The organism is Streptomyces sp. NPDC054757 (assembly GCF_053612185.1).
The window spans coordinates 16,152-40,705 of the sequence record NZ_JBSHBW010000051.1 but is presented as its reverse complement, the minus strand read 5'-3'; the positions used below and the strand labels follow the sequence as shown (position 1 = coordinate 40,705).

22 protein-coding genes are annotated in these 24,554 nt (G+C 71.4%); 11 read left to right on the top strand and 11 right to left on the bottom strand.

The window, feature by feature from the left end:
• Window positions 1-86 precede the first annotated feature (86 nt).
• Complete coding sequence (locus tag ACWGKJ_RS34190; protein WP_385032216.1) at window positions 87-1,334, bottom strand: amidase; 1,248 nt, start codon at window positions 1,332-1,334, stop codon at window positions 87-89.
• A gap of 11 nt (window positions 1,335-1,345) precedes the next feature.
• Window positions 1,346-2,794, bottom strand: a complete 1,449-nt coding sequence (locus ACWGKJ_RS34185) for a cytosine permease (protein WP_385032219.1) — start codon at window positions 2,792-2,794, stop codon at window positions 1,346-1,348.
• A 207-nt stretch (window positions 2,795-3,001) separates the two neighbouring features.
• Here ACWGKJ_RS34185 and ureA point away from each other — a divergent pair, with 207 nt between their 5' ends.
• The 6 genes from ureA (at window position 3,002) to cimA (ending at window position 10,560) form a co-directional block, all read left to right on the top strand.
• Entirely contained in the window at window positions 3,002-3,703 is a 702-nt protein-coding gene (ureA, locus tag ACWGKJ_RS34180) for an urease subunit gamma (RefSeq protein ID WP_385032222.1), read from the top strand.
• Window positions 3,696-5,360, top strand: a complete 1,665-nt coding sequence (locus ACWGKJ_RS34175; RefSeq protein WP_385032225.1) for an urease subunit alpha — start codon at window positions 3,696-3,698, stop codon at window positions 5,358-5,360. Before ureA ends, ACWGKJ_RS34175 begins: the two co-directional genes overlap by 8 nt.
• A 74-nt stretch (window positions 5,361-5,434) precedes the next feature.
• Complete coding sequence (locus ACWGKJ_RS34170; protein WP_385032229.1) at window positions 5,435-6,454, top strand: agmatine deiminase family protein; 1,020 nt, start codon at window positions 5,435-5,437, stop codon at window positions 6,452-6,454.
• A gap of 91 nt (window positions 6,455-6,545) precedes the next feature.
• The gene (locus ACWGKJ_RS34165; RefSeq protein WP_385032232.1) at window positions 6,546-7,157 is read left to right on the top strand and encodes a TetR/AcrR family transcriptional regulator; all 612 of its coding nucleotides are present in this window, start codon (window positions 6,546-6,548) and stop codon (window positions 7,155-7,157) included.
• A gap of 113 nt (window positions 7,158-7,270) precedes the next feature.
• Window positions 7,271-8,602 carry an MFS transporter gene (locus ACWGKJ_RS34160; RefSeq protein ID WP_385032235.1) on the top strand — a complete coding sequence of 444 codons (1,332 nt, stop codon included), beginning with the start codon at window positions 7,271-7,273 and terminating at the stop codon, window positions 8,600-8,602.
• Window positions 8,603-8,952: 350 nt separating this feature from the next.
• Window positions 8,953-10,560 (top strand): citramalate synthase, encoded by a 1,608-nt coding sequence (cimA, locus tag ACWGKJ_RS34155; RefSeq protein WP_385032238.1) that lies wholly within the window; start codon window positions 8,953-8,955, stop codon window positions 10,558-10,560.
• A gap of 90 nt (window positions 10,561-10,650) precedes the next feature.
• On the opposite strand, the gene ACWGKJ_RS34150 is transcribed toward cimA, so the two are convergent.
• The 3 genes from ACWGKJ_RS34150 to ACWGKJ_RS34140 are packed head-to-tail and all read right to left on the bottom strand — an operon-like array spanning window position 10,651 to window position 13,287.
• Window positions 10,651-11,169, bottom strand: a complete 519-nt coding sequence (locus ACWGKJ_RS34150; RefSeq protein ID WP_385032242.1) for a MarR family winged helix-turn-helix transcriptional regulator — start codon at window positions 11,167-11,169, stop codon at window positions 10,651-10,653.
• A 28-nt stretch (window positions 11,170-11,197) separates the two neighbouring features.
• Window positions 11,198-11,974, bottom strand: a complete 777-nt coding sequence (locus tag ACWGKJ_RS34145; protein ID WP_385032245.1) for a pyridoxamine 5'-phosphate oxidase family protein — start codon at window positions 11,972-11,974, stop codon at window positions 11,198-11,200.
• Window positions 11,971-13,287 carry a globin domain-containing protein gene (locus ACWGKJ_RS34140; protein WP_385032248.1) on the bottom strand — a complete coding sequence of 439 codons (1,317 nt, stop codon included), beginning with the start codon at window positions 13,285-13,287 and terminating at the stop codon, window positions 11,971-11,973. Before ACWGKJ_RS34140 ends, ACWGKJ_RS34145 begins: the two co-directional genes overlap by 4 nt.
• Before the next feature lie 383 nt (window positions 13,288-13,670).
• Here ACWGKJ_RS34140 and ACWGKJ_RS34135 point away from each other — a divergent pair, with 383 nt between their 5' ends.
• Complete coding sequence (locus tag ACWGKJ_RS34135) at window positions 13,671-14,837, top strand: PP2C family protein-serine/threonine phosphatase (RefSeq protein ID WP_385032251.1); 1,167 nt, start codon at window positions 13,671-13,673, stop codon at window positions 14,835-14,837.
• 11 nt (window positions 14,838-14,848) lie between these two features.
• Here ACWGKJ_RS34135 and ACWGKJ_RS34130 read toward each other — a convergent pair whose 3' ends face one another.
• The 4 genes from ACWGKJ_RS34130 to ACWGKJ_RS34115 form a co-directional block, all read right to left on the bottom strand.
• The gene (locus tag ACWGKJ_RS34130; RefSeq protein WP_385032254.1) at window positions 14,849-15,229 is read right to left on the bottom strand and encodes an STAS domain-containing protein; all 381 of its coding nucleotides are present in this window, start codon (window positions 15,227-15,229) and stop codon (window positions 14,849-14,851) included.
• 66 nt (window positions 15,230-15,295) lie between these two features.
• Window positions 15,296-16,573 (bottom strand): phospholipase D-like domain-containing protein, encoded by a 1,278-nt coding sequence (locus ACWGKJ_RS34125; RefSeq protein ID WP_385032257.1) that lies wholly within the window; start codon window positions 16,571-16,573, stop codon window positions 15,296-15,298.
• 180 nt (window positions 16,574-16,753) lie between these two features.
• Window positions 16,754-16,960 carry a tautomerase family protein gene (locus tag ACWGKJ_RS34120; RefSeq protein ID WP_385032260.1) on the bottom strand — a complete coding sequence of 69 codons (207 nt, stop codon included), beginning with the start codon at window positions 16,958-16,960 and terminating at the stop codon, window positions 16,754-16,756.
• An 81-nt stretch (window positions 16,961-17,041) separates the two neighbouring features.
• Window positions 17,042-17,776 (bottom strand): SDR family oxidoreductase, encoded by a 735-nt coding sequence (locus ACWGKJ_RS34115; RefSeq protein WP_385032263.1) that lies wholly within the window; start codon window positions 17,774-17,776, stop codon window positions 17,042-17,044.
• A gap of 104 nt (window positions 17,777-17,880) precedes the next feature.
• On the opposite strand from ACWGKJ_RS34115, the gene ACWGKJ_RS34110 reads away from it, so the two are divergent.
• Window positions 17,881-18,594: a TetR/AcrR family transcriptional regulator gene (locus ACWGKJ_RS34110; RefSeq protein ID WP_385032266.1), complete on the top strand. Its 714-nt coding sequence runs from the start codon at window positions 17,881-17,883 to the stop codon at window positions 18,592-18,594.
• On the opposite strand, the gene ACWGKJ_RS34105 is transcribed toward ACWGKJ_RS34110, so the two are convergent.
• Window positions 18,563-19,792 (bottom strand): MFS transporter, encoded by a 1,230-nt coding sequence (locus ACWGKJ_RS34105; RefSeq protein ID WP_453315903.1) that lies wholly within the window; start codon window positions 19,790-19,792, stop codon window positions 18,563-18,565. The two genes, ACWGKJ_RS34110 and ACWGKJ_RS34105, sit on opposite strands and share 32 nt — an antisense overlap.
• Before the next feature lie 38 nt (window positions 19,793-19,830).
• Between ACWGKJ_RS34105 and ACWGKJ_RS34100 the strand changes: the two genes are divergently transcribed.
• Complete coding sequence (locus tag ACWGKJ_RS34100; protein ID WP_453315902.1) at window positions 19,831-20,388, top strand: CGNR zinc finger domain-containing protein; 558 nt, start codon at window positions 19,831-19,833, stop codon at window positions 20,386-20,388.
• A gap of 105 nt (window positions 20,389-20,493) precedes the next feature.
• On the opposite strand, the gene ACWGKJ_RS34095 is transcribed toward ACWGKJ_RS34100, so the two are convergent.
• Window positions 20,494-21,102 carry a YceI family protein gene (locus ACWGKJ_RS34095; protein ID WP_385021569.1) on the bottom strand — a complete coding sequence of 203 codons (609 nt, stop codon included), beginning with the start codon at window positions 21,100-21,102 and terminating at the stop codon, window positions 20,494-20,496.
• Window positions 21,103-21,357: 255 nt separating this feature from the next.
• On the opposite strand from ACWGKJ_RS34095, the gene ACWGKJ_RS34090 reads away from it, so the two are divergent.
• Window positions 21,358-21,921, top strand: a complete 564-nt coding sequence (locus ACWGKJ_RS34090; protein ID WP_385021572.1) for a hypothetical protein — start codon at window positions 21,358-21,360, stop codon at window positions 21,919-21,921.
• A gap of 165 nt (window positions 21,922-22,086) precedes the next feature.
• On the top strand, window positions 22,087-24,498 hold the full coding sequence (locus ACWGKJ_RS34085; protein WP_385021575.1) for a polysaccharide lyase 8 family protein: 2,412 nt from the start codon (window positions 22,087-22,089) through the stop codon (window positions 24,496-24,498).
• Window positions 24,499-24,554 lie beyond the last annotated feature (56 nt).

Genomic DNA, 24,554 nt, shown 5'->3' with positions numbered 1-24,554 from the left:
CAGCCGACGAATCCACGGAAGGACAGCCGAAGCGCCAGTCAGTCCTGGGGTCAGACCGCCGAGCGGAGCCACAGCAATCATCACTGTCAGTCCTCCCCGATCGCCGTCTCGATCATGGTGCCCCAGGCCAGGACCCGTTCGTCTGCGCCCGCGGCTCCCACGCACTGGAGTCCCAGCGGTAGTCCGTTCCCCGCGTGACCGGCCGGGATCGTCAGGGAGGGGAGACCGGCGTTGCTCCACGGGAGGCACATGACCGAGCTGCCGGTCGTGGTGAGGCCCAGGGGGGCCGGGCCGGTCGCGGACGGGGTGATCCACAGGTCGGTGCCGGTCATCGCCGACGCCATCCGGTCGCGGAACGCGACCCGCTCCCGCTGCGCCCGTGCGTAGTCGACCTCCGTGATGGCCAGGCCCTCCTGGATCGCCCGCACCGTCTCGGGGCGGTAGAGCGCGCCGTACTCGGCGAACCACTCCGTGTGCGTACGCGCCACCTCGTAGCGGTTCATCGTGAAGAGCTGCGCCCTGACCTGCGCGAAGTCGGCCATCACAGGGATCCGCCGCACGGTGAACCCCGCCGCGCGCAGCCGCTCCACCCGGGTCGCGAAGACATCGAGCGCCTCCGGTTCCGCGCACTCCAGGTAAGGGCCTTCGGGGACGGCCAGCACCGGCAGGGCGGCCCTCGGGCCGGCCGCGGCGGTGTGTGCCGTCGGCTCGTACGGGCTGCGCGCCGCCGGCTCGTACGGGCGCCAGTTGTCGCAGACCGCCGCTGCCGCGGGCAGCAGTCCCGCCACGTCCGCCGCGAAGAGGCCGAGAGTGTCGAAGCTGGGAGCGTTCGCGAGGACACCGTCGACCGGGATGCGTCCGTACGTCGGTTTGAAGGCGGCCACTCCGCAGTACGCGGCCGGGCGGATCATCGAGCCGACCGTCTGGCTCCCCACGGCCAGCGGCACCATTCCGGCCGCGACCGCCGCCGCCGAGCCGCTGCTCGAACCGCCCGGGGTGTGCGCGAGGTTGCGCGGATTACGGGTCGGGCCCGGGGCCAGGACCGCGAACTCGGCCGTCACGGTCTTGCCCGCGATCACCGCTCCCGCCGCGCGCAGCCGGTCGACGACCGTGGCCTGCCGCCCGGCCAGGGCCTCCGGCGGGAGGGCCGAACCCGCCCTGGTGGGCAGGGCGTCGACATGGATGATGTCCTTGACGCCGACCGGGACGCCGAAGAGGGGCGGCCGGTCCGCGGGGTCGGGCCAGCGGGCGGTGACGGCCGCGGTCTCGGCGGCGATCCGTTCGGCGCGGGCCGGTTCGGGGACGAAAGCCTGTATCTCACGGTCCAGGTCCATGGGCCATGACGCTACAACTCCGCGAGCGCTCCGGCAGGGGTCTCGGAAGGGTCCGCGGGGTCCTTCACGGCGGCGCGGGCCGGGGCCGTGCGTGCGGTCAGCGCCGCGTGGACCAGGCCGCCCACGGCGCCGGAGAAGAGGAAGCTGCAGTCCACCCCGCCGGTGAGGTGCAGCAGGGGGCCCTCGTAGAACGGGGTGGAGACCGCGCACAGCCCGACGGCCGCGCCGGCCGCCCAGGCCACCGACGCCCGTACGTTCCAGCCCGAGCGGTACCAGTAGATCCCGCCCACGGAGCGGCGGTTGAAGACCTGGAGGGCGTCGGAGTCGTACTGGCCGCCGCACCGCACGTACCCGATGACGGTGATCACGGCCCATGGCGTGCCGATGGCCGTGAGCAGCAGGACGAATGAGGTCATCGCCGACTGCGCGTCCCAGGCGAAGTGGCCCACGAAGACGAAGAGCGTGGCGACGGCGGCCACCACCAGGGTCGCCCGCGCCCGGGTGGCGCGCGGCAGGATCGCGTCCAGGTCCAGGCCCATCGAGTAGAGCATCAGCCCCGCGTTGCCGACCGAGCCCGCCGACGCGGCGAGCAGCAGCGGGATCAGGTACCAGCCGGGCGACGCGGTGACGAGCGGACCCGCGAAGTCGGCCGCCGAGCGGGCGGCGAGCGCGGTGTACGTGCCGAAGAGCTGGGGGACCAGCAGCCCGAGTACCAGGCCGCAACAGGTGGCGGTCAGCACGGCCTGTGAGGTGTGGCGGCGGGGCGAGACATAGCGGGTGTAGTCGCCGAGCAGGGTGATGAAGGCGATGGGGCCGCTGAGCCCGGCGGCCACCGCAGAGAGGAACCAGGTGGGCCAGAAGGAGCCGAGCAGATATCCGGTGTGCGGCGCGGCGGCGGTGGTGAAGTCGGGGGCGTACGCGAAGAGTCCGAGCACCAGCAGGAGCGTCATACCGAGCGCGAGCGCCTTGCTGAGGCGCAGCAGGATCCGGTACCCGTACACCGCGCCGGTGACGGTGAGGGCGGCGAGCAGCGCGTAGACGAGGGCGTGCATCAGGCCGCTGTCGGGCAGCCCGGTCAGCCGGGACAGGGTCCCGGTCATCACGTCGCCGCCGGTCCAGAGCGTCAGCGCGGTGTATCCGAGCGAGAGCAGCAGACCGACGACGGAGCCGATGAGCCGGCCGCGTACGCCGAACTGGGCGCCGCTCGACGTGGAGAGGTTGGTGCCGGTCCGCAGGGAGACCAGGGCGAGCGGCGCGGTGAGCAGGGTACCGACGACCGTGCCGGAGACGACGGAGGTGACGGACGGCCACAGACCGAGGCCGAAGGAGACCGGCAGCCAGCCGAAGATGATCACTCCCAGGCAGAGGTTGGACCCCAGCAGGATGCTGATGAGATCACGCGGACCACTGGTGCGCTCCGCGTCGGGGATGGTGTCGACTCCGCGCTGTTCGATCGGCACGAGGTAACTCTCCGCTCGTCTGTTTCAGTGCTGGTCTGATTGCGTGCTCGCCTGTTTGAGTGCCGCTCAATCTGATGTCTTCCGGTTTTGTATGTCAATGGTTCTGGTTCTTTCTATAACCGTTGTTTGAAGTTAGAGTGGCGTTCTAAGTGATGGATCATGAGCGACGAGCAGTGATCACTGGGCGATCGATGGAAGCGAGTGGGCGTGAGACTGACCCCGACCGAGCGCGACCGGCTGCTGCTGTTCGGCGCCGCGGAGCTGGCGCGGGCGCGCCGGGCGCGCGGACTGCTGCTCAATGTCCCCGAGGCGACGGCGCTGATCGCCGACACGGTCTGTGAGGCGGCCCGTGACGGGCGGCGCCTCGCGGAGGCGATCGACGCGGCGCGCGCGGTGCTCGGCACCGGCGATGTGCTGCCCGGGGTCGCCGATGTGGTCACCGAGGTGCATGTCGAGGCCGTCTTCGACGACGGGTCGCGGCTCGCCGTGGTCAGCGACCCCATCGGCGGCGGTTCACTGGGCGACGAAGCGCCCGGCGCCGTGCTGTCCGGGCCCGGCTACCCCGACCCGGTCCCCGACCGGACGCTGACCGTGCGCAACACCGCGTCCGTGCCGGTCAGCGTCACCTCGCACTTCCACTTCTTCGAGGCCAACCCCCGGCTGGACTTCGACCGCGCCGCCGCCTACGGCATGCGGCTCTGCGTACCGGCCGGCTCGTCGGTGCGGTTCGGGCCGGGCGAGAGCGCGGAGGTGGGGCTGATCGCGATCGGCGGCGACCGGATCGCGATCGGCTTCGCCGGTCTGGTCGACGGGCCGCTGGACGCGCCCGGCGCGAAGGAAGAGGCCCTGCGGCGCGCGGCGGCCTGCGGATATCTGGGAGCCGGACGACGGGAGCCGAACGATGAGTGAGTACACGGCCGTGCACGGGCCCCGCACGGGAGACCGGGTCCGCCTCGGCGACTCGGGGCTGACCGTACGGGTCGAGTCCGACGCACAGCGGCCCGGCGACGAGTTCCTGGCCGGATTCGGCAAGACCGCCCGCGACGGACTGCACCTCAAGGCCGCCGCCGTGCGCGAGACCTGCGATGTCGTGATCAGCAATGTGCTGGTGATCGACGCGGTGCAGGGCATCCGCAAGGTCTCCATCGGGATCCGGGAGGGCCGGATCGCCTCGGTCGGCCGGGCGGGCAACCCCGACACCCTCGACGGGGTCGATGTCGTCGTGGGCACCGGCACCTCGATCGTCTCGGGCGAGGGGCTGATCGCCACCGCGGGCGCCGTCGACGCCCATGTCCATCTGCTCTCCCCGCGCATCATGGAGGCCTCGCTCGCCTCCGGGGTGACGACGATCATCGGCCAGGAGTTCGGCCCGGTCTGGGGCGTCGGGGTCAACTCGCCCTGGGCGCTGCGCCACGCGTTCAACGCCTTCGACGCCTGGCCCGTCAACATCGGCTTCCTGGGGCGCGGTTCGTCGTCCGACCCGGCCCCGCTGGTCGAAGCACTCGCCGAGGGCGGCGCGTCCGGCTTCAAGGTCCATGAGGACATGGGCGCGCACACCCGCGCCCTGGACACCGCGCTGCGCGTCGCGGAGGAGTACGACGTCCAGGTCGCCCTGCACAGCGACGGCCTGAACGAGTGCCTGTCGGTCGAGGACACCCTGAGCGTCCTGGAGGGCCGTACGATCCACGCCTTCCACATCGAGGGGTGCGGCGGCGGCCATGTGCCGAACGTGTTGAAGATGGCCGGGGTGCCCAACGTCATCGGCTCGTCCACCAACCCGACGCTGCCGTTCGGCCGGGACGCGGTCGCCGAGCACTACGGGATGATCGTCTCCGTACACGACCTCAAGACCGATCTGCCGGGCGACGCGGCCATGGCCCGCGACCGGATCCGCGCCGGGACGATGGGCGCCGAGGACGTTCTGCACGACCTCGGTGCCATCGGGATCACCTCGTCGGACGCCCAGGGCATGGGGCGCGCGGGCGAGACCGTACGCCGCACCTTCGCCATGGCCGGGAAGATGAAGGCCGAGCGCGGTGCGGAGGGCGACGACGACAACGAGCGTGTCCTGCGGTACATGGCGAAGCTGACCATCAACCCGGCGATCGCCCACGGCCTCGCCCACGAGATCGGCTCCATCGAGACCGGCAAGCTCGCGGACATCGTGCTGTGGCGCCCCGACTCCTTCGGCGCGAAGCCGCAGCTCGTCCTCAAATCGGGCTTCCCGGCGTACGGGGTGACCGGCGACCCCAACGCCGCGACCGACACCTGTGAGCCGCTGATCCTCGGACCGCTCTTCGGCTCCTACGGGGCGGCCCCCGCGGACCTCGGAGTGGCCTTCGTGGCCCAGGCCGCCATCGACCTGGGCAGCGACCACATGCCGACCCGCCGCCGGCGCGTCGCCGTACGCGGCACCCGGGGCATCGGCCCGGCCGACCTGCGGCTCAACTCCCGTACCGGACAGGTGGATGTGGACCAGCGCACGGGTCTGGTCACACTCGACGGCGACCCGCTGGAGTCCCGGCCCGCCGATTCGGTCTCGCTCAACCGGCTGTACTTCCTGTGATCCGCCCTACCGCGGCCCGCACCGGTCTCCCCGCCGGTTCATCCCTGCCGTCCGATCTCCCGGAGGACCCCGCCATGTTCCGAATGCCGCCCGAGTGGGCCCCGCACGAGCGCACCTGGATGGCCTGGCCCGGCCCGAACCCGACCTTCGACGACGCGGCGGGTCTGGCGCGGGCGCGTGAGGCGTGGGCGGCTGTGGCGCGGGCGGTGCGCCGCTTCGAGCCGGTGACGATGGTGACCGGCCCCGGCCAGTCGGCGGACGCCCGCGCGCTGCTCGGACCGGACGTCGAGCTGGTCGAGCGGGACCTGGACGACGCCTGGATGCGGGACATCGGCCCGACCTTCGTCACCGACGGCGAACGGCTGGCCGCGGTGGACTGGACGTTCAACGGCTGGGGCGCCCAGTCCTGGGCCCGCTGGGGCCACGACGCCAAGATCGGTGCGTACGTCTCCGACCTGGCCGGGGCGCGGACCCTCTCATCGGATCTCGTCAACGAGGGCGGTGCGATCCATGTCGACGGCGAAGGCACGGTCCTGCTGACCGAGACCGTCCAGCTGGGCGCCGAGCGCAACCCCGGCTGGACCCGGGAACAGGTAGAGGCCGAGATCCACACCCGGCTCGGCACCACGAAGGCGATCTGGCTGCCGCGCGGACTCAGCGGCGACTACGGCGAGTTCGGGACCCGGGGACATGTCGACATCGTGGCCGCGTTCGCGCGCCCCGGCGTGGTCGTCGCCCACACCCAGCCCGACCCCGCACACCCCGACCACGATCTGTGCAAGGGGATCGTGGCCCAGCTGCGCGCCGAGACCGACGCGAAGGGCCGCCCGCTGGAGGTGGTGGAGGTCCAGGCCCCCACCGTCCTGGAGGCGGACGGGGGCTGGGCCGACTACTCGTACATCAACCACTACCTCTGCAACGGCGGTGTGGTGCTCTGCTCGTTCGGCGATCCCCGGGACGAGGAGGCGGCCGCGGTCTTCCGGCGGCTCTTCCCGGAGCGGACCGTCGTCCAGGTCGACGCCCGGACGATCTTCGCGGGCGGCGGCGGCATCCACTGCATCACCCAGCAGCAGCCGCTGGTGGACGGCGCCTAGGACACGGCCCACGGAGCGGGACGGAGGCCACGGAGCCCGGGACCAGGACGAGCCCGCGGCGGCCGCCGGCGGGTCCCATATTCTGGGCTCCATGAACGAACCGGCGGCCCGCGCGCGCAAGAACGCCCCGCCCCGCGAGAGCCTGCTGGCCGCCGCCATGGCCAGCATCGCCGACGGCGGCCTGGAGAAGCTCACCATGGCGGGGCTCGGCCGTGAGGTCGGGATGAGCAGCGGGCACCTCCTGTACTACTTCCGCACCAAGGACGAACTGCTGCTCCAGACCCTCGAATGGAGCGAGGAACTGCTCGGCATGGACCGCCGCTCGGCGCTCGCCCGGCAGGTACCGGTCCGCGAACGGCTCGACGCGTATGTCGATCTGTACATCCCCGCGGGCCCCCGTGACCCGCACTGGTCGCTCTGGCTCGAACTGTGGAACCGGGCGCACGGCGTGGACGACGACACCCGCGCCCGGCTGCTCGACATCGAACTGTCCTGGCACCGTGATCTGGTCGCCCTGCTGGTCGAGGGGGCGTCACGCGGTGAGCTGCGCGCGGTCGACACCGAGCGGTTCGCGACGCGGATAAGGGCCCTGCTGGACGGTTTCAGTACCCATGTGGCGATGGGGCTCCCGGGCTCCGGGCGGCCCCAGGTCCTCGCCCACATCGGTGAGTTCATCGACGAGGCGCTCGCTCCGCCCGGCTGATCCGGTGCTGCGCGGAGCGCGGCCGGACGGGAACGCAACGCACACAAGTACGCGTGATCGTTGCGTGCGGCCCTCTTGTGGGCCGTCAGGCGGCTGCGCCACCGTGAACCCCCATGGGACGAGAGCAGTGGAAGAAGGTCTGGGTCGGTTCGGCCGGCAACATGGTCGAGTGGTTCGACTGGTTCGTGTACGCCACCTTCGCGGTGTACTTCGCCGACGCGTTCTTCCCGGAGGGGAACGAGACCGCGAACCTCATGAACACCATGGGCATCTTCGCCGTCGGCTTCTTCATGCGGCCCGTCGGCGGCTGGCTGCTCGGCCGGATCGGCGACCGCAGGGGCCGCAAGGCGGCACTGACCCTCACCGTCACCCTGATGTCCGCGTCGGCGATCCTCATCGCGGTCGCCCCCACCTACGCGGTCGCCGGGTACGGCGGCGTCGCCGTCCTGCTGGTCGCCCGGCTGCTCCAGGGGCTCTCCGTCGGCGGTGAGTACGCGGCCAGCGCCACCTATCTCACCGAGGCGTCCGCCCCCGGCCGGCGTGGATTCGCCTCCAGCTTCCAGTACGTGTCGATGACCGCGGGCCAACTCGTGGGCCTGGGGATGCAGATCCTCCTCCAGCGCACCCTGTCCGAGGACGCCCTGCACAGCTGGGGCTGGCGCATCCCGTTCATCGTGGGCGCCGTCGGCGCGGCCGTCGTCTTCTATCTGCGGCGCTCGCTCCTGGAGACCGAGGTGTACGCGGAGTCCGGTGCGGCGGCCGACGAGAGCCGCGGCACGCTCCGGGCGCTCTGGGCACACCGCCGGGAGGCCGTCCTTGTGATGGCCCTGACGATGGGCGGCACCGTCGCCTATTACACGTACACGACGTACCTCACCAAGTTCCTCTCCTCCAGCGCCGGAATGCCGAAGTCCACCGCCTCGCTGGTGAGCTTCTGCGCGCTCTTCATCTTCATGTGTATCCAGCCGTTGGCGGGCATCCTCTCGGACCGGATCGGACGCCGTCCGCTGCTCATCGTGTTCGCGGTCGGCTCCACCTTCCTGACCGTGCCGATCATGATGATGCTCAAGCACGCGGGCACGTTCTGGCCGGCCTTCGGCCTGGCGCTGCTCGCGCTGCTCATCGTCACCGGTTACACCTCGATCAACGCCTGTGTGAAGGCCGAGCTCTTCCCGACCGGGATCCGCGCGCTGGGGGTCGCCCTGCCGTACGCGGTGGCCAACGCGCTCTTCGGAGGCACCGCGGAGTATGTGGCGCTCTGGTTCAAGAAGGCCGGCGCCGAGTCGGGTTTCTACTGGTACGTGGCCGGGTGCGCGGCGGTCTCGCTGGTGGTCTATCTCACGATGCGGGAAACCCGCGACATCGATCTGAACCGGGGCACAGCCGAAGGCGCCACCGCCCGGACGCCCGGAACCCTGGGGGAGGCGAGCCCTTCCGCGCTGTGAGCCGGACCGCGCGGCCCGGTCCCGCGGACGTGGTGCGCGCCGCGCCCGCGGGGAGACTTGACCGCATCGTGAGATTCCCTCTATGGGGAGTGGACGGTGTGGCAGACTGCGGGCGTGTCCTCGTTCGCCATGATTATCGGCAGCAGGCGCGCCGGTCCGCAGTGACCGCACCCGTACCAACCCGTACGGCGCGGCCACCGTGCCCCAGACCCGCGCGCTAACCCTTCGCACCCGCGAGGGGTTTTTTCGTTTACGGGCCCCACCTCGGCCCGGAACGAGGCGCACGCGAAGATGGGGGCAAGTGGAGCCAGACATTCCGGATCCACCCATCCGACAGGAGTCAGATCAGCATGACCACAGAGGCCAAGGCCACGGACGACAGCTTCCATGTCTTCGACACGACGCTCCGCGACGGCGCACAGCGCGAAGGCATCAACCTCACCGTCTCGGACAAGCTGACGATCGCCCGGCACCTCGACGACTTCGGCGTGGGATTCATCGAGGGCGGCTGGCCCGGCGCCAACCCCCGCGACACGGAGTTCTTCGCCCGCGCGCGGCAGGAGATCGACTTCAGGCACGCGCAGCTGGTGGCCTTCGGCGCCACCCGCAGGCCGCACACCCCCGCCGAGGAGGACCCGCAGCTCAACGCGCTCCTGGAGTCCGGCGCCCCGGTCATCACGCTGGTCGCCAAGTCCCACGACCGCCATGTGGAACTGGCGCTGCGCACCACGCTCGACGAGAACCTGGCGATGGTGCGCGACTCCGTCTCCTACCTCCGGGCCCAGGGCCGCCGCGTCTTCCTCGACTGCGAGCACTTCTTCGACGGGTACAAGGTCAACCCGGAGTACGCCAAGTCCGTCGTACGCGCGGCGGCCGAGGCCGGCGCCGATGTCGTCATCCTCTGCGACACCAACGGCGGGATGCTGCCCGCCCAGATCCAGGCCGTCGTGGCCACGGTCCTCGCCGACACCGGCGCACGCCTGGGCATCCACACCCAGGACGACACCGGCTGCGCCGTCGCCAACACCCTCGCCGCCGTCGACGCGGGCGCCACCCATGTGCAGTGCACGGCCAACGGCTACGGGGAGCGCGTCGGCAACGCCAACCTTTTCCCCGTCGTGGCCGCTCTGGAGCTGAAGTACGGCAAGTCCGTACTCCCCGAGGGCTCGCTGCCCGAGATGACCCGTATCTCGCACGCCATCGCCGAGGTCGTCAACCTCACTCCCTCCACCCACCAGCCGTACGTGGGCGTCTCCGCCTTCGCGCACAAGGCGGGGCTGCATGCCTCCGCGATCAAGGTCGACCCGGACCTCTACCAGCACATCGCCCCCGAGCAGGTCGGCAACACCATGCGGATGCTGGTCTCCGACATGGCGGGCCGTGCCTCGATCGAGCTCAAGGGCAAGGAGCTCGGCATCGACCTGGGCGGCGACCGCGAACTGGTCGCCCGGGTCGTCGAGCGCGTCAAGGAGCGCGAGCTCCAGGGCTACACCTACGAGGCCGCTGACGCCTCCTTCGAACTGCTGCTCCGCGAGGAGGCCGAGGGCCGGGCCCGCCGGTACTTCCGGGTCGAGTCCTGGCGCGCCATCGTGGAGAACCGTCCGGACGGCACCCACGCCAACGAGGCGACGGTGAAGCTGTGGGCCAAGAGCGAGCGTATCGTCGCGACGGCGGAGGGCAACGGCCCGGTCAACGCACTCGACCGGGCGCTGCGGGTCGGCCTGGAGCGGATCTACCCGCAGCTCGCCAAGCTGGAGCTGACGGACTACAAGGTCCGCATCCTGGAGGGCAGGCACGGCACCGACTCGACCACCCGCGTGCTGATCACCACCAGCGACGGCGAGGCGGAGTGGTCGACGGTCGGCGTCGCGGAGAACGTCATCGCCGCGTCCTGGCAGGCCCTGGAGGACGCGTACACCTACGGTCTGCTGCGGGCCGGGGTGGAACCGGCCGAGTAGCAGCCCGCCACCGGCCGGGCCCGGCCCGGGAGACGACGGGGCGCGGCGCCGCAGCTGTCGTCCTGCGCCCTCCGGGGTACGGGACAGCCCTCAGGCGGACATCCCGTGGGCCCGCCCACGGGAGTCGCTCCGCTCCGGCGCCCGCACCGGCGATGTGGTCTCCAGGGAGCGCCGGAAACCGGTCAGGCCCTCGACCAGGGCCCGCTGGGCGGCGGGCGGCATGGCCGCGATGGACGCCAGCAGGGCTTCCTCGCGCCGGGCCCGCAGATCCCGCAGATAGGTGCGGCCCTGCGGGGTGAGCCGGAGCTCCAGCTCGCGCCGGCTCACCGGGCTGGGCGAGCGCTCCACGAAGCCGAGCGCCTGGAGCCGGTCGCAGAGCCGGCTGACGGACGACGGCGCGGCACCCAGCACCTCGCCCAGCGAGCGCTGGTTGATGCCTTCCTCCCGGTCCAGCGTGTACAGGACTCTCAGCTGGGACGCGGAGGCGGGCGCGGGGGATACCGCGTCCCGGCCGTGTTCCCAGAGCACTTCCAGCAGCTCGATGACCTCGGACGCCACGTCGGCGGCCTGGGGGGACCGCGGGGCCGAGGCTTTACCGGACAGAGCCATTCAGCCAGTGTTTCATGCGCGCGGGCGGTCAGCGCAGAAGCTTCAGGAGACGCTCACGCCGCGTGCGTGCGGGCGCCCCGGGGGCGTTCCCGCTGCCGGCGGCGTGCCGGGCGGGGGCGGGCGGAGCCGCGGGAGGCGGGGGAGCGGCCGGGTACGAGGACGGCTCGGCGTACCCCCCGGGGTAGGACGGCGGCGTGGGATACGCCACCGGCCGCCGCTCCCCGGTGAAGTACTCGGAGTCCTTGGGACGCTGCGCGGGCGAGGTGCGCTGCCGGGGCGCGGGCTCCAGATGGGGGATGTGCTTGGAGCAGTGGACGTACGCCTCGTCGACCGACAGATGGATCCACATCTGCGGCTGCCTGCCGGGCGCGGTGTCGCGGGGCAGGTGCGGATAGAGGGCGTAGTGGTCGTGGGCCGAAAGGACCTGGGCCCGCCCGTTCACGTGCAGCCCTATGTGGTGCTCGGTGAAGTCGATGAAGAGCATCCCGAGGTGCGGGTTCTCGGTGATGTTGCCCGCGCTGGCCACCACCCCGTTGCCGCGGTACTCGGGGTAGGTGAGCGTGTGGTCGTCGAGCGCGACGACGAACCCGGGCGGCCCCGAGCGGAAACTCGCGTCGCACTCGCCGTGCGCGTCCGCCGTGGAGAGGAACACCATGTACTGCCGTGCGATGAAGTCCATCATGGCCGGGGTGAGGCAGGGGCGCATCTGCCGCTCGTAGAAGCCGGACGCACGCTCCCCGGTTCCCAGCGCCTCCTGGAGCAGCCGCTCCCCTGCGGAGCCGAACGAGTCCTCATAGGTGGTCACAGCTGATCGTCTTCCTCCTGGGCACGGGCACCGGCGCGGGCACGGCGCAGTGACGAGGCGAGCGCGGGCGCACCCCATGGGTCGTAGTGCAGCTTCTCCGGAGCGAGACCCCGCTGGAGCAGGACATCGGCTGCGGCGGAGATCATCTGCTGGGGGCCGCTGAGGTACGCCTCGTGCCGGTGCCAGGGGCCGAACTCGGCCAGCACCTGGGGCAGGGAGCCGGTGCGGCCCACGATGTTCTGCTGGGAGACCGCCGCACGCACGGTGAGCCAGGGATGGCGCTGGCTCATCCGGAGCATGTCGTCGAGTCCGTACAGCTCTTCGGCCGTTCTGGCGCCGACGAACAGGTCCACACTGCGCCGGTGCGAGATGCCCTGCCGGGCCACCTCCTCGACGAGGGCCCGGATGGGGGCGAGCCCGGTGCCGCCCGCCACACAGAGCAGGTCGTCGCGGGAGCCGGGGTCGATGGCCATGTCCCCCTGGGGCGGGCCGAGCCGCAGCTGGTCGCCGACGGCCGTGTGGTCGACGAGCGCCTGGCTGACCCGGCCGCCCGTGACCGCCCGGACGTGGAAGGTCAGGGACGAGTCCTCGCGCGGTGCGTGGGCCGGGGAGTAGTGCCGCCACTCCCGGGGCCACCACGGCGACTCCAGGCTCAGATACTGACCCGCGGTGTAGGCGTAGGGCTGGTCGGGCCGCACGGTGATCTCCGCGATACCGCTGGGGTGGCGCACATGCCCGGTCACCACCGCGTTCCAGACCGCCGGGTTGTACTGGGCGTCCTGCTCGGCGGAGCGCACCATGATGTCCGCGACCGCCCCGTACGCACGCTCCCAGGCACCGGAGATCTCCGCGGTCCAGGCCGGGCCCGCGAACCGGGCCAGCGACTCTATGAGGCACTCGCCGACCGCCGGGTAATGGGCGCGCTGAGTGCCGAACTTGCGGTGGTCCCGGCCCAGATGGGCGCAGAAGCGCGTCAGGCTGTCGGGATCGTCGACCAGTTCGACGATCCGCAGCAGTGCCCGGAGCAGCCGGTCGCGCTGCACATCCATATTGGCGGGGAAGAGTTCACGAACCGCCGGGTACCGGGCGAAGAGGATGGCGTAGAAGTAGACCGCTATCTCCTCGACCTGCGGTTCGACCACCGCGAGGCTGGCCCGGATCAGCTCGGTGTCCCGCCCGCTGTCGTGCGCGTCCTGCGGGGCCCACTGCTGAGCCCCGCTGTCGTGCGCGTCCTGCGGGGCCCACTGCTGAGGGGCTGCGGGCTGCGCGCCGAGCGGCGGAGGGGGCCCGGGGGCGGGCACGCCGGGCGTCATGGGCTCGGGGGTGCTCCCGTACGCGGTGGACCCCCGACGGAACCACCTGCCGCCGCCGCTGTGCGGCGTTTGACTCACCGTGCGCCGGTCGAGCGGTGCGACGCGGACGGGCCGTCGGCCTCGTCGCGTATTCCGGCCGGACCAGGTCTGTCCTTCATGTGCTTCCGAACTCCTCGGTTCCGTGGTCCTGTGGGGCTTGCCGACCGCGGTGCGGATCCAAGCAGCGACCGTTCCACTTCCTTTGCGGCAGCCATTACAGCGAGGGCGTGATCGCGGCGCAAGCCGTGTGCGGTGACGGGCCGTCCGCATAGTGGACGGAGGCTGTCCGCAGACCGTTCGCCACAAGGGGCGGCCGGTCGTCCGGGTGTGCCATCATCGCGACTGTGGACAGTTTCACAGCGGTGGAGCGCGCGCTGCGGTCGGCTGCACCCCACTTGCTGGCCGATGTCGTCACCGACGCTCTGCGTGAGCACTGCGGTGCCGTCAGTGTGGTGCTGCGCATGGCCGACTACGCCGTCGCCACCTTGCAGGTGGTCGAGACCGTACCCCTCGCCACGGATCCCGTACCGATCCACGACAGCCCGCAGGGCCGTGCGTTCGGAGCGCAGGAGCCGTATCTGGAGCGGGTCCGGGGCAGCGGGGTGGTGATCGTCCATCTGCCCGTCACCATTCGCGGCGACCGGATGGGCACGCTGTCGGTGAGCATCCCCGACGAGCGGTACGAAGAGGCCGTACTGCCGGAGCTGGTACACATCTGCGAAGCCCTCGGGCACGAGATCCTGGTCGCCGAACGCGACACCGATCTGTATGTCGTGGCCCGCCGGGCCACCCGGCTCACCCTCGCCGCCGAGGTGCAGTGGCAGCTGCTGCCGGGGCACTCGGTCGACCGTCCGGAGTTCTCGCTCGGCGCCCATCTGGAGCCCGCCTACGCCATTTTCGGCGACACCTACGACTGGACGGTCTCCGCCGACACCCTCCAGCTCATCGTGACCAACGGCTGGGGAACCGGGATCGAGGCGTCGCTGCTCACCAGCCTCGCGACCAACGCCCTGCGCAACGCGCGCCGCGCGGGCGTGGGCCTCGCGGACCAGGCGTACCTGGCCGACCAGGCCGTCTACGGGCAGTACCGGGGCGATGCGCATGTCTCCGTACTTCTGATGAGTTTCGATCTGGCGACGGGCGAGGCCGAGGTGGTGGACGCCGGTTCGCCCCGGGTCTGGCGGATGCGCGACGGAGCGGTCGAACCGATCCCTTTCGAGGCCCAGTTGCCGCTCGGCATGTTCGAGGACACCTCGTACACCAGCCAGCGCTTCCAGGTGCGCGGCGGCGACCGGCTGCTCTTCGGGAGCGACGGCGTGTACGACACCAGGTCGGCCGGCGGTGAGGTGTACGGGGAGCGGGCCCTGGCCCGCTCCCTGGGCTCGACCCGCTTTCTGCCGCCTTCGCAGGTGCCGCGGGCGGTGCTGCGCGAACTGGCCGCCTACCGCGACAACGCGCCGCTCGCCGATGATGCTTTGGTGGTCTGTGTCGACTGGGTCGGACGCGGCTGACCCGGGCGACCCTAGATCTTCTCCTCCGCGTCCGCCACGACGGCCAGCGCTTCGGGGAGGGTGGGCGCGGTGGTGAAGATCTCCTCCACCCCGGTGACGTCGAAGAGGCGCTGCACCTGCTGGTGCACCGGGCCCGCCAGGCAGAACGTCCCGGTGGAGTTGGCCCAGAGCAGCAGGTTCAGCGCGCTGGAGTCCGCGAAGGTGACCCGGGACAGGTCGAGCACCACCGGTCTCCCGGTGTGGAACGCGCCCGCGATGGCCTCGCGGACCGGTGGGGCCGCGTCGATGTCGATCTCTCCGGACGGTGCGACCACGGTTACGGCGCCCTGCTCGAAGCAGGACACGCCGTCCGGCTCGCCGCTCTGGTCCGAAGGCACGCTAACAGTTGTCATCCAGCAATGATCACACGTTGTCGCCGTCTTGGCGAGCGACCGCAGGTACCGTACCCGGCCGCCCGCTCAGAGGAAGTGCCTGATGGGGATCACGGCCGCTTCCCGCAGCCGCTCGGACAGCGCGCGACGGTCCCAGCGGGCGGGGTCGATGGCCTCGCTGCGCTTCAGATCGGCGTCGAAGTCGGAGTCGAGCGCCGTGGTGAACGTCTCGTCCAGGACCGCGAGCATGACCTCCTCGTCGTGTTCGAGGGAGCGGCGGTTGAAGTTGGTCGAGCCGATCAGGGACGCCACCCGGTCGACCGTGATGATCTTGGTGTGCAGCATGGTGGGCCGGTACTCGCGGATCTCGACACCGGCGGCCAGCAGAGCCGCGTAGTGGTGCCGCCCCGCCAGCCGGCAGGCGCGCTGGTCGGTGTGCGGGCCCGGCAGCAGGATCTCGACCCGGACACCCCGGCGGGCCGTCGCGCACAGCAACTCGATGAAGTAGGTGTCCGGTGCGAAGTAGGCGGTGGCCAGCCGGAAGCGCTCCTCGGCCGATGTGAGCATCACGCGGATGAGAGTCTGGAGGTCCTGCCAGCCGAAGCTGGCCGAGCCGCGCACCACCTGGACGGTGGCGTCGCCGGGCTGGGCGTGCTCGGTGAAGCGGTCGCGGTCGTCGTACAGCTCGTCGTGGCACTCCGCCCAGTTCTGCGCGAAGGCGGCGGCGACCCCGTCGACGGCGGGCCCGCGCAGCCGTACATGGGTGTCGCGCCACTCGGTGGAGTCCCGTGCGTCCCCGCACCACTCCTCGGCGATGCCGACGCCCCCGGTGAAGGCGGTGTGCTCGTCCACGACGAGCGCCTTGCGGTGGCAGCGGTGGTTCTGCTTGAACGGTGAGAGCCGGGTGGGCTTACGGAACCACGCGACCTGCACCCCGGCGCTGTCCATGGCGTCGAGCAGCTCCTGCTCGATCTCCTTGGCGCCGAAGCCGTCGAGCAGGAGCCGCACCCGGACACCGGCCCGCGCGCGGTCCGCCAGGGCCGTCGCGAAGTCGTGGGCGATCTGCCCGCGCCAGTAGACGAAGGTCATCAGGTCGATGGTGTGCTCGGCGGCACGGACGGCGTCCAGCATGGCGGGGAAGATCTCGTCCCCGTTGCGCAGCGGGACCAGCTCATTGCCCTCGGTGGCGGCGATGCCGATCAGCCGCTCCAGGCGTCTTCGCAACCGCTGCTTGCGCGCCGAAGCGTCCGGCCGGGGGTCCTGCGGGGCGTCGTCCTGCCGTGTGTCCGGCCGGGTGTCCTGCGGGACCTTCTGGCGTGTGTCCTGCGGTATGTCCGCCCGGGGCGCCGCTGTCTCCTGCTGCATGGGTGGTGCCTCCTCCTCCGCGCCGCCGTACCGGTGCGCACGACGACGAGGAGGAGCGTATGCGTCCGGTGGCGGGGCTCGGCGGGGAAGGCTGCCCAGGCGTCCGGGGCGGCGGTCGGTACGGGCCCGGTGGCCCGGGTGGCGGGGCGGGCGCCACGACGTCCGCCCCGCCGTCGGGTCTCAGCTCCTGCCGAGCATCTCGGCCGTGAGGATGGTGCCGCCCACGCTCCAGCCCCCGTCGGGGACCTCGTCGATCACCACGAGGGTGGTGGCGCGGGCGCGCTCACCGTAGACATCGGCGTACGCGTCCGTGACGGCGTCGACGAGCTTCTTCTTCGACTCCTGCGTCAGGGTTTCGGCGGGCACCTTGAGGTTGGCGAAAGGCATGGTGATTCCTGTTCTCTGATGGGGTGTTGAGTGAGTCGGAGAGGTGGGGCGGCAGCGGGGCGGGGGTGTGGCCGCCGGGTGTCAGACGATCCCGCCGTTGGCACGCAGGACCTGCCCGTTGACCCAGTGCCCCGCGGGGCCGGCCAGGAAGGCGACGACCTCGGCGATGTCCTCGGGGGTGCCGAGCCGCTCCAGCGGGGGCTGCTTGGCGAGGCGCTCGATCGTGGCCTCGTCCTTGCCCTCGAAGAACAGCTCGGTGGCCGTGGGGCCCGGGGCGACCGCGTTGACCGTGATGTCGCGGCCCCTCAGCTCCCGCGCGAGGATGAGCGTCATCGCCTCCACCGCCCCCTTGCTGGCGGCGTAGGCGCCGTACTGGGGGAACTGCAGCCCCAGCACCGACGTGGACAGACTGACGACGGCGCCTCCGTCACGTACGCGGCGAGCCGCCTCCCTGGCCACGACGAAGGTGCCGCGGATGTTGGTGCGGTACAGGTCGTCCAGGACGGTGAGATCGAGGTCCGCGATGGGTGACAGGCCCATCCGGCCCGCGGAGTTCACCACGACGTCGACGCCGCCGAACTCCTTCTCCGCCGAGTCGAAAGCGGCCGCGACCGCGTGCTCGTCGGCCACGTCGGCCTGTACCGGTACGGCCCGGCCGCCGGCGGCCGAAATGGTCCCGACCACCTCCTGTGCGGCGCCGGCCGACCCCGCGAATCCCACCGCGACGGCGTAGCCGCGGGTGCCGAGGGTGATCGCTGTCGCCCGTCCGATCCCCCGGGAGCCGCCCGTGACCAGGGCGACACGCTGCTCGTTCATAGCTCTCCTTCCGTATCGGCGATACCGATGTGCGAAATCGACGATATGGCGACGCTAGCACGGGTTCTTTATCGACGCTAGTCACATGGCGTATCGTTGATTTCATGGATACGGACGGAACGATCCGAGCGGCAATGACCGAAGCCGCGCTGCGGCAACTGGCGGGCTCTTCGGACCACGACGTGGCCACCCGTGCGGTCTGCGAAGCCGTCGGCGTGACCCAGCCGGTCCTCTACCGGTTGTTCGGCGACAAGCGCGGACTCCTCGACGCGGTGGCCGACCACGGATATGAGCGGTATGCCGCGCTCAAGGCGGCCCAGGAGCAGACCGGGGACCCGGTGGCCGACCTGCTGGCCGGATGGGACGGCCACCTGGCCTTCGCGAAGGACAATCCGGCGCTCTACCAGCTGATGTTCACACCCCGGCCCTGGTCCCACTCCACCGCCCGGCAGCGCGTGTTCGACCTGCTCGTGGCGGCGCTCGTCCGGTGCGCGGCGGTGGGCGCCCTCAGAACCGAACCGGGCACCGCCGCCGAGCTGATCCTCTCCGCGAACGTCGGCATCACGCTCCACCACATCGCCGTGCCGGCGCTGTTCGAGGACTCCACGGTGTCGCACCTGATGCGTGACGCCGTGTTCTCCCGGGTGCTCACCCGGCCCGCCGCACACGACGAGGGCGACCCCCTGCACTCGGCCGCCCTGCGCCTGCACGCCCAGCTGGAGCTGAACGGCACCGACGCCCTCGAACCGGTGGAAACCGCTCTGCTGCTCCGCTGGCTCGCCCGCATCACCGGGCCCGGCCCCCACCCGGCGTCCTGACACGGGCGGCCGCCGCGGTGCGGTCGCCGCGAGCGCGCCGGGCGCCCCGCGATGAGCAAAGCGCGGCGAGCAGCTGAACCCCGGCCGCTGTCAGCAGGGCGCCCGGCAGCGACCGGGCGGCGAGCGGTCCGGCGGCTGCCGAGCCGAGGGCGAAACCGGTGAGTTTGAGGCTGGCGCCCGTGGTGAAGATCTGGCCGCGCAATCGCTCGGGCGCCTCCCGGTGGCGGATCGCGAACAGGGCGGTGAGCTGGGGGCCTTCACCGATTCCGGCGAGAACGGCGGATACGGCGACCGGTACCGGACGGCCGGTCGCCGCGAGCAGCGGGGCTGCCGCCAGAACCAGCGTGCTGAGCCGGACGACCGTCTCCGGGCGCGGCGGCCGATGACGGCGGGAGAGCAGGGCGTTCGCCGCGAGGGCGGCGCAGGCGGTGGTGGTGAGCAGGGCCGCACCCCGGTCCGCCCCGCCGAACACCCGCTCCCCGAGCAGCGGGGTGCAGGCGAGCAGTACACCGCCGCCCGCACAGGAGATGACGGACGCGGTGGTCGCGCGGGCCAGGGCGGGGGAGCGGGCGATGGCGCGGAATCCGGCGGTGAGGTCGCTGCGGACCCGCCGCCGTGCGGCAGTCCTTTCCGTACCGCTCCGTCCGGGCAGCATCCACGCGGCCGGAACAGCCAGGCAGATCAGCCCGGCCGACACCGCCACACCGCTGGACGCCCCCGCCGACGCCGCGACGGCTCCGGCCAGGGCAGGGCCGGCCAGGCTCGCCAGGCCGAACGTCATCGCGTCGAGGGTGTTCGCGCGGGGCAGCGCGCAGGCGGTGACGACGCGCGGCAGTTGGGCGGTCCAGCCGCCCGAGAGCGCGGGCCCGAGCAGCCCGCCCGCCGCCGCGACCAGTACGACACAGCCGACGGGTATCCGGCCCAGACCCAGCAGCAGAGCGCCCAGCGTCCCGGCGTAGAGCGCGAGCGCGCAGGCCAGCAGGCGGCCGGGGCGCGCCGCGCGGTCCAGGAACACGCCGAGGACGGGGCCGCCGACCGCGGCCGAGACCGTGAGACCGGCGAGGAGCGCGGAGGCGGCCGAGGCCGAACCGGTGACCGCGAGCCCGGCCAGCAGCAGGGCGGGCCCCGACATCTCGTCACCGGTACGCGCCGCCACCGCCCCGGCGGTGTAGCGGACCAGTGCGTAACGCTTCTGCATGGCGGCCACGTTACGTACGTAACTCAATTACGCGCCAGATGCGTTACCGTGGCCGGGTGCTCACGCCGAACGAGACTCTGGAGCGGACCGCCGCTCTGATCAACGTCCTGAGCCTGGAGGCGGCGACGCCGGGGCAGGTGGCCGAGGTGCTGCGCGCTCACGGCGAGACCGGTGAACTCGCCCTCTCCGCACGCGACATGGACGGCCTGCGCGCGTCGGCCCGTGCGCTGCGCGAGGTCTTCACGGCTGAGGGGACCGCCGCCGCCGCATCAGCCGTGAACAGGCTGCTGCGGCGCAGTACGGGACGTCTGCGCCTCACCTCGCACGACGGCACCACGCCCTGGCATCCGCATCTGGACCGCCGGGACGACGCGCCGTGGGGCGAGTGGTTCCTCGCGTCGTCCTGTCTGGCGCTGGCCGTCCGCCTCTGGGACCGCCAGCGCCCGCCCGGCGCGGTCTGCGCCGGGCGGGGCTGTGCGAACGTCTTCGTCGTGGAGGGGAGCGGTCCGGCCCGCCGGTACTGCTCGCGCCGGTGTGCCACCCGGGAGCGGGTCGCGGCGCACCGGCGCGAGCGGGGAGCGGCAACCGGGCCGTGACCGGGGCGACTCGGGTGTCCGGGCCGGGCGGGCCGGTCTGACCGGCCGAGGGCGGGACGGCGTAACCGGTCGAGTCCGGGTCGCCGCGAGGACCGCCGCGCCGGGTCAGGCCGTCTTGATCGCCGAGATGTCGAAGGTCAGCTTGACCTTGTCGCTGACCATGACGCCACCGGTCTCCAGTGCGGCGTTCCAGGTCAGGCCCCAGTCGGAGCGGAGGATCTCGGTGCTGCCCTCGAAGCCGACGCGCTGGTTGCCGTAGACGTCGGTGGCCGCGCCGTGGAACTCCAGGTCGATGGAGAGCGGCTTGGTGACGTCCTTGATGGTCAGGTCGCCGACGATGCGGTACGCGTCGCCGCCGAGCTGCTCGGCGCGCGTGGAGCGGAACGTCATGTGCGGGAACTGCTCGGCGTCGAAGAAGTCGCCGCTGCGCAGATGGCCGTCGCGGTCCGCCATCCCGGTGTCGATGCTCTCGATGCGGATGTCGATGGCCGCGGTGGACTTCGCCGGGTCGGAGCCGTCCAGGTGCAGGGTGCCCTCGTGCTCGGTGAAGGAGCCGCGCACGTTGGTCACCATGGCGTGGCGCACGGTGAAGCCGATGGAGCTGTGTGCCGGGTCGATGCTGTAGTCACCGGACAGGGCGGCCAGGGCGGGGTCCACCGGGAGGGTGGTGGTGGCGGCCGGGGCGGCGGGGGACTTGCGGTTGAACAGAGCCATGGCTCCTCCTCGGGTGGTGGCTGCGGTCGCGATCAAGGTTGTTTAACCTTCAACCAGATGCACTGTAGGCATATCTGGTTCAAAATTCAACATCTCTGTCCGACAGGGATCCGCCGGGAGCGGGATGCGGGGAGGACGCCCTCTGGCGGACGCGCGTAGAGCTGCGGCACCATCTGTCCCGCTCCACCTGCACAGCCGGCCCATGAACAACCCGTTCCATCACGGTCATCACGGTCATCAGCAGGAGGGAAACCCATGAAGATCCGCCCGCTCCGCCCGGCAGGCCGAGGCGGCGAGGTCCGTACGGCGCGCCCGCTCCGTCCGGTGCTCGCCGCGCTCGCGCTCGTCATCGGCGTGCTGTTCGCTCCGGGTACCGGCGTCATCGGGGGCGCCACCGACGCCTTCGCCGCCACCAAGATCAGCCATGCGACGGCCACTTCGATGTTCCGCTCGTCCGGCATCACCTGGTCGTCGTCCGGCGGTTGCTCCGACCGGTCCGTGGCGACCTGCACCTCTTTCGACCAGCTCAACCTGGCCACCGCGCAGGGCGCCCAGACCCTCAAGGGCGCACTCGGCTGTGCCATGAACATCACGGGCGGCACCGAGACCGGCCATGCGTCCGGCACGTACTCCCACTGGAACGGCTACAAGCTCGACATCGGCAAGACGACCTGTCTGACGAACTACGTCAAGAACACGTTCACGTACATCGGTCTGCGCGGTGACGGCTACCCGCAGTGGAAGTCCGGCGCGGGCAATGTGTACGCGGACGAGGGCAGCCACTGGGATGTCACGTTCTACAACTGCGGTGGCTGCTGACGCCGGAGCCCGTTGCGGAAAGCGCTTGCTCCCGGTTCACGGTGATCCGGGAGCAAGCGGGGGCAAGCGCTTTCTGTTCATGTTGTCCAGACCATTGCCCGGCCGTTGAGGCCCTGCTACACCAGCGGTTAGCAGACCCACGCCCCCTTCTTCCGGGAGTCCCCTGTGCCCTCGCTGCCCCCCTGGTCCCGCCGCGCCTTCCTCTCGTCCGCGGGCGCCGGCGCGCTCACCCTCACGGCCGTCCCGTACGCGAACGCCGCCCCGGCCGCGCCGGTCGCGCCGGCCGCGCCGTCCACGGGGCGGACGGCCACCGCCGCGGGCACCGGCTCCGACGACGAGTTCGCGACACTGCGCGGCCGCTGGCTGGACCTCGCGCTCGGCTCCGGCTACGACGCGACCGCCGAGCCGTACGCCTCCCGGCTGAAGGCCACCGGTCAACTCGCCGCGCAGGTAAGGGCGTCGATGGCGCCGACGGACAAGTCCCTCTGGCCGGACTCCCCGTTCGACCCGCCGGCCGGTATCACCCAGAGCTACACCCGGCTGTGGACGATGACCCAGGCGTACCTCCAGGACGGCACCGGACTCACCGGCGACGCCGGACTGCTCACCGATGTGATCACCGGCATCGACCATCTCTCGGCGAAGATCTACCACCCCGCCACCAAGGTCTACGGCAACTGGTGGGAGTGGCAGATCGGCAGCCCCCGGCTTCTGATGGACCTGGTGGCCGCCCTCTACGACCACCTCACCGACACGCAGATCCAGGCAGCCTGCGCCGCCGTCGACCACTTCATCCCCGACTCGGTGCTCGCCGACTACTCCGGTACGTCGACCGGCGCCAACCGGGTCGACCTCTGCCGCTCGGTCGCCATGCGCGGCGTGAACGGCCGCTCCGCGGAGAAGATCGCGCTGGCCCGCGACGCGCTCTCGCCCGTCTTCCCGTACGTCACCACGGGCGACGGGCTCTACCCCGACGGCTCGTTCATCCAGCACACGACGATCGCCTACTCGGGCACCTACGGTCAGGTCATGCTGGACGGCCTCGGCCGGCTCTTCACCCTGCTCGCCGGATCCACCTGGGACGTCACCGACCCGAACCGGCAGGTCATCCTGGACAGTGTCGAGAACGCCTATGCGCCCATCATCTACAACGGCCTGGCCATGGACAGCGTCAACGGGCGTGCGGTCAGCCGCGGTTACCTGGCCGCCGACGACCAGCACGTGATGCGCAGCGACCACTTCCACGGCAAGGGGCTGATAGCCGCCATGGCGGTGATAGCCGGCGGCGCGCCGGACGCGGAGCGGCTGCGCTGGCAGTCGATGATCAAGGGCTGGATCGAGCGGGACACCACCACACCGATCCTCACCTCGCCGCAGTTCGGTGTCGCCGACCTCTCCCGGCTCTCGGCGGTCGCCCACGCACCGGTGGCCGCGGCCCCCGAGCCGGTCGCCCACCGCCTCTTCGCCTCCATGGACCGCGCGGTGCACCGCCGCCACGGCTGGGCGGCGAACATCTCGATGTCCTCCGAGCGGATCTCGTACTACGAGTGCGGCAACGGCGAGAACCTGCACGGCTGGCACACCGGCGCCGGAATGCTGTACTGGTGGCCCGGGCAGCAGGCGAACGACCACTACACGGACTGGTTCTGGCCCACCGTCGACCCGTACCGGATGCCGGGGACGACCGTGTCGACCAAGCGGCTTGCCGACGAGGCGGGCGGGGAGTGGGGCGCCGCCAAGCCCGCCGTCCAGTGGGTGGGCGGGGCCAGTGACGGGGAGTTCGCGGCCGTCGGCCAGCATGTGAAGGGGCTGCTCTCCACGCTCCAGGCCCGTAAGTCCTGGTTCTGCGTCGCGGACACGGTGATCTGCCTCGGCGCGGGGATCACCGCCACCGACGGGGTTCCGGTCGAGACCGTGGTCGACAACCGCAACCTCGGAGCCGGCGGCAGAGGCGCGTTCACCCTGGACGACCGCCGCCGCCCGCACTGGGCCCATCTCGCCGGGCACGGCGGCTGGGTCTTCCCCGGCGGCACCGACGCACTGCACACCCGGCGCGAGGCCCGCACCGGGGCCTGGCACGACATCAACACCACCAGCTCGACCGAGAAGCAGACCCGCACCTTCCAGACCCTCTGGCTCGATCACGGTACGGACCCGGTGGACGCCTCCTACGCCTATCTGCTGATGCCGGGGGCCTCCCGGCGTACGCTCGCGGCCCGCGCCGCCGACCGCCGCTGGCTGGAGGTACTGGCCAACACGGCGTCCCGGCAGGCGGTCGCCGTCCGCTCACTGGGGCTGACAGCGGCGAACTTCTGGCAGGCGGGTACGGTGGGCCCGCTCACCGCATCCGCTCCGTCGAGCGTGCTGGTGCGGAGCAAGCGGCACACCGCCACCCTGCACATCAGCGAGCCGCCGCGCACCGGAAAGCCGGTGGAGATCGTCTGGAAACAGCCGGTACGCCGGGTGACCAGTGCCGATCCCTCCGTACAGGTCATCTCGACCGGCCACGCGCTGCGGCTGCGGATCACCCCGGGAACGGCGGGCGCGACACACGCCTGCGAGGTCGTCCTTGGCTGAGCCGTCCGGCCCCGGCCGCGCTCCCGTCCGCCAGGCACCGCTCCTGGAACTCTTGT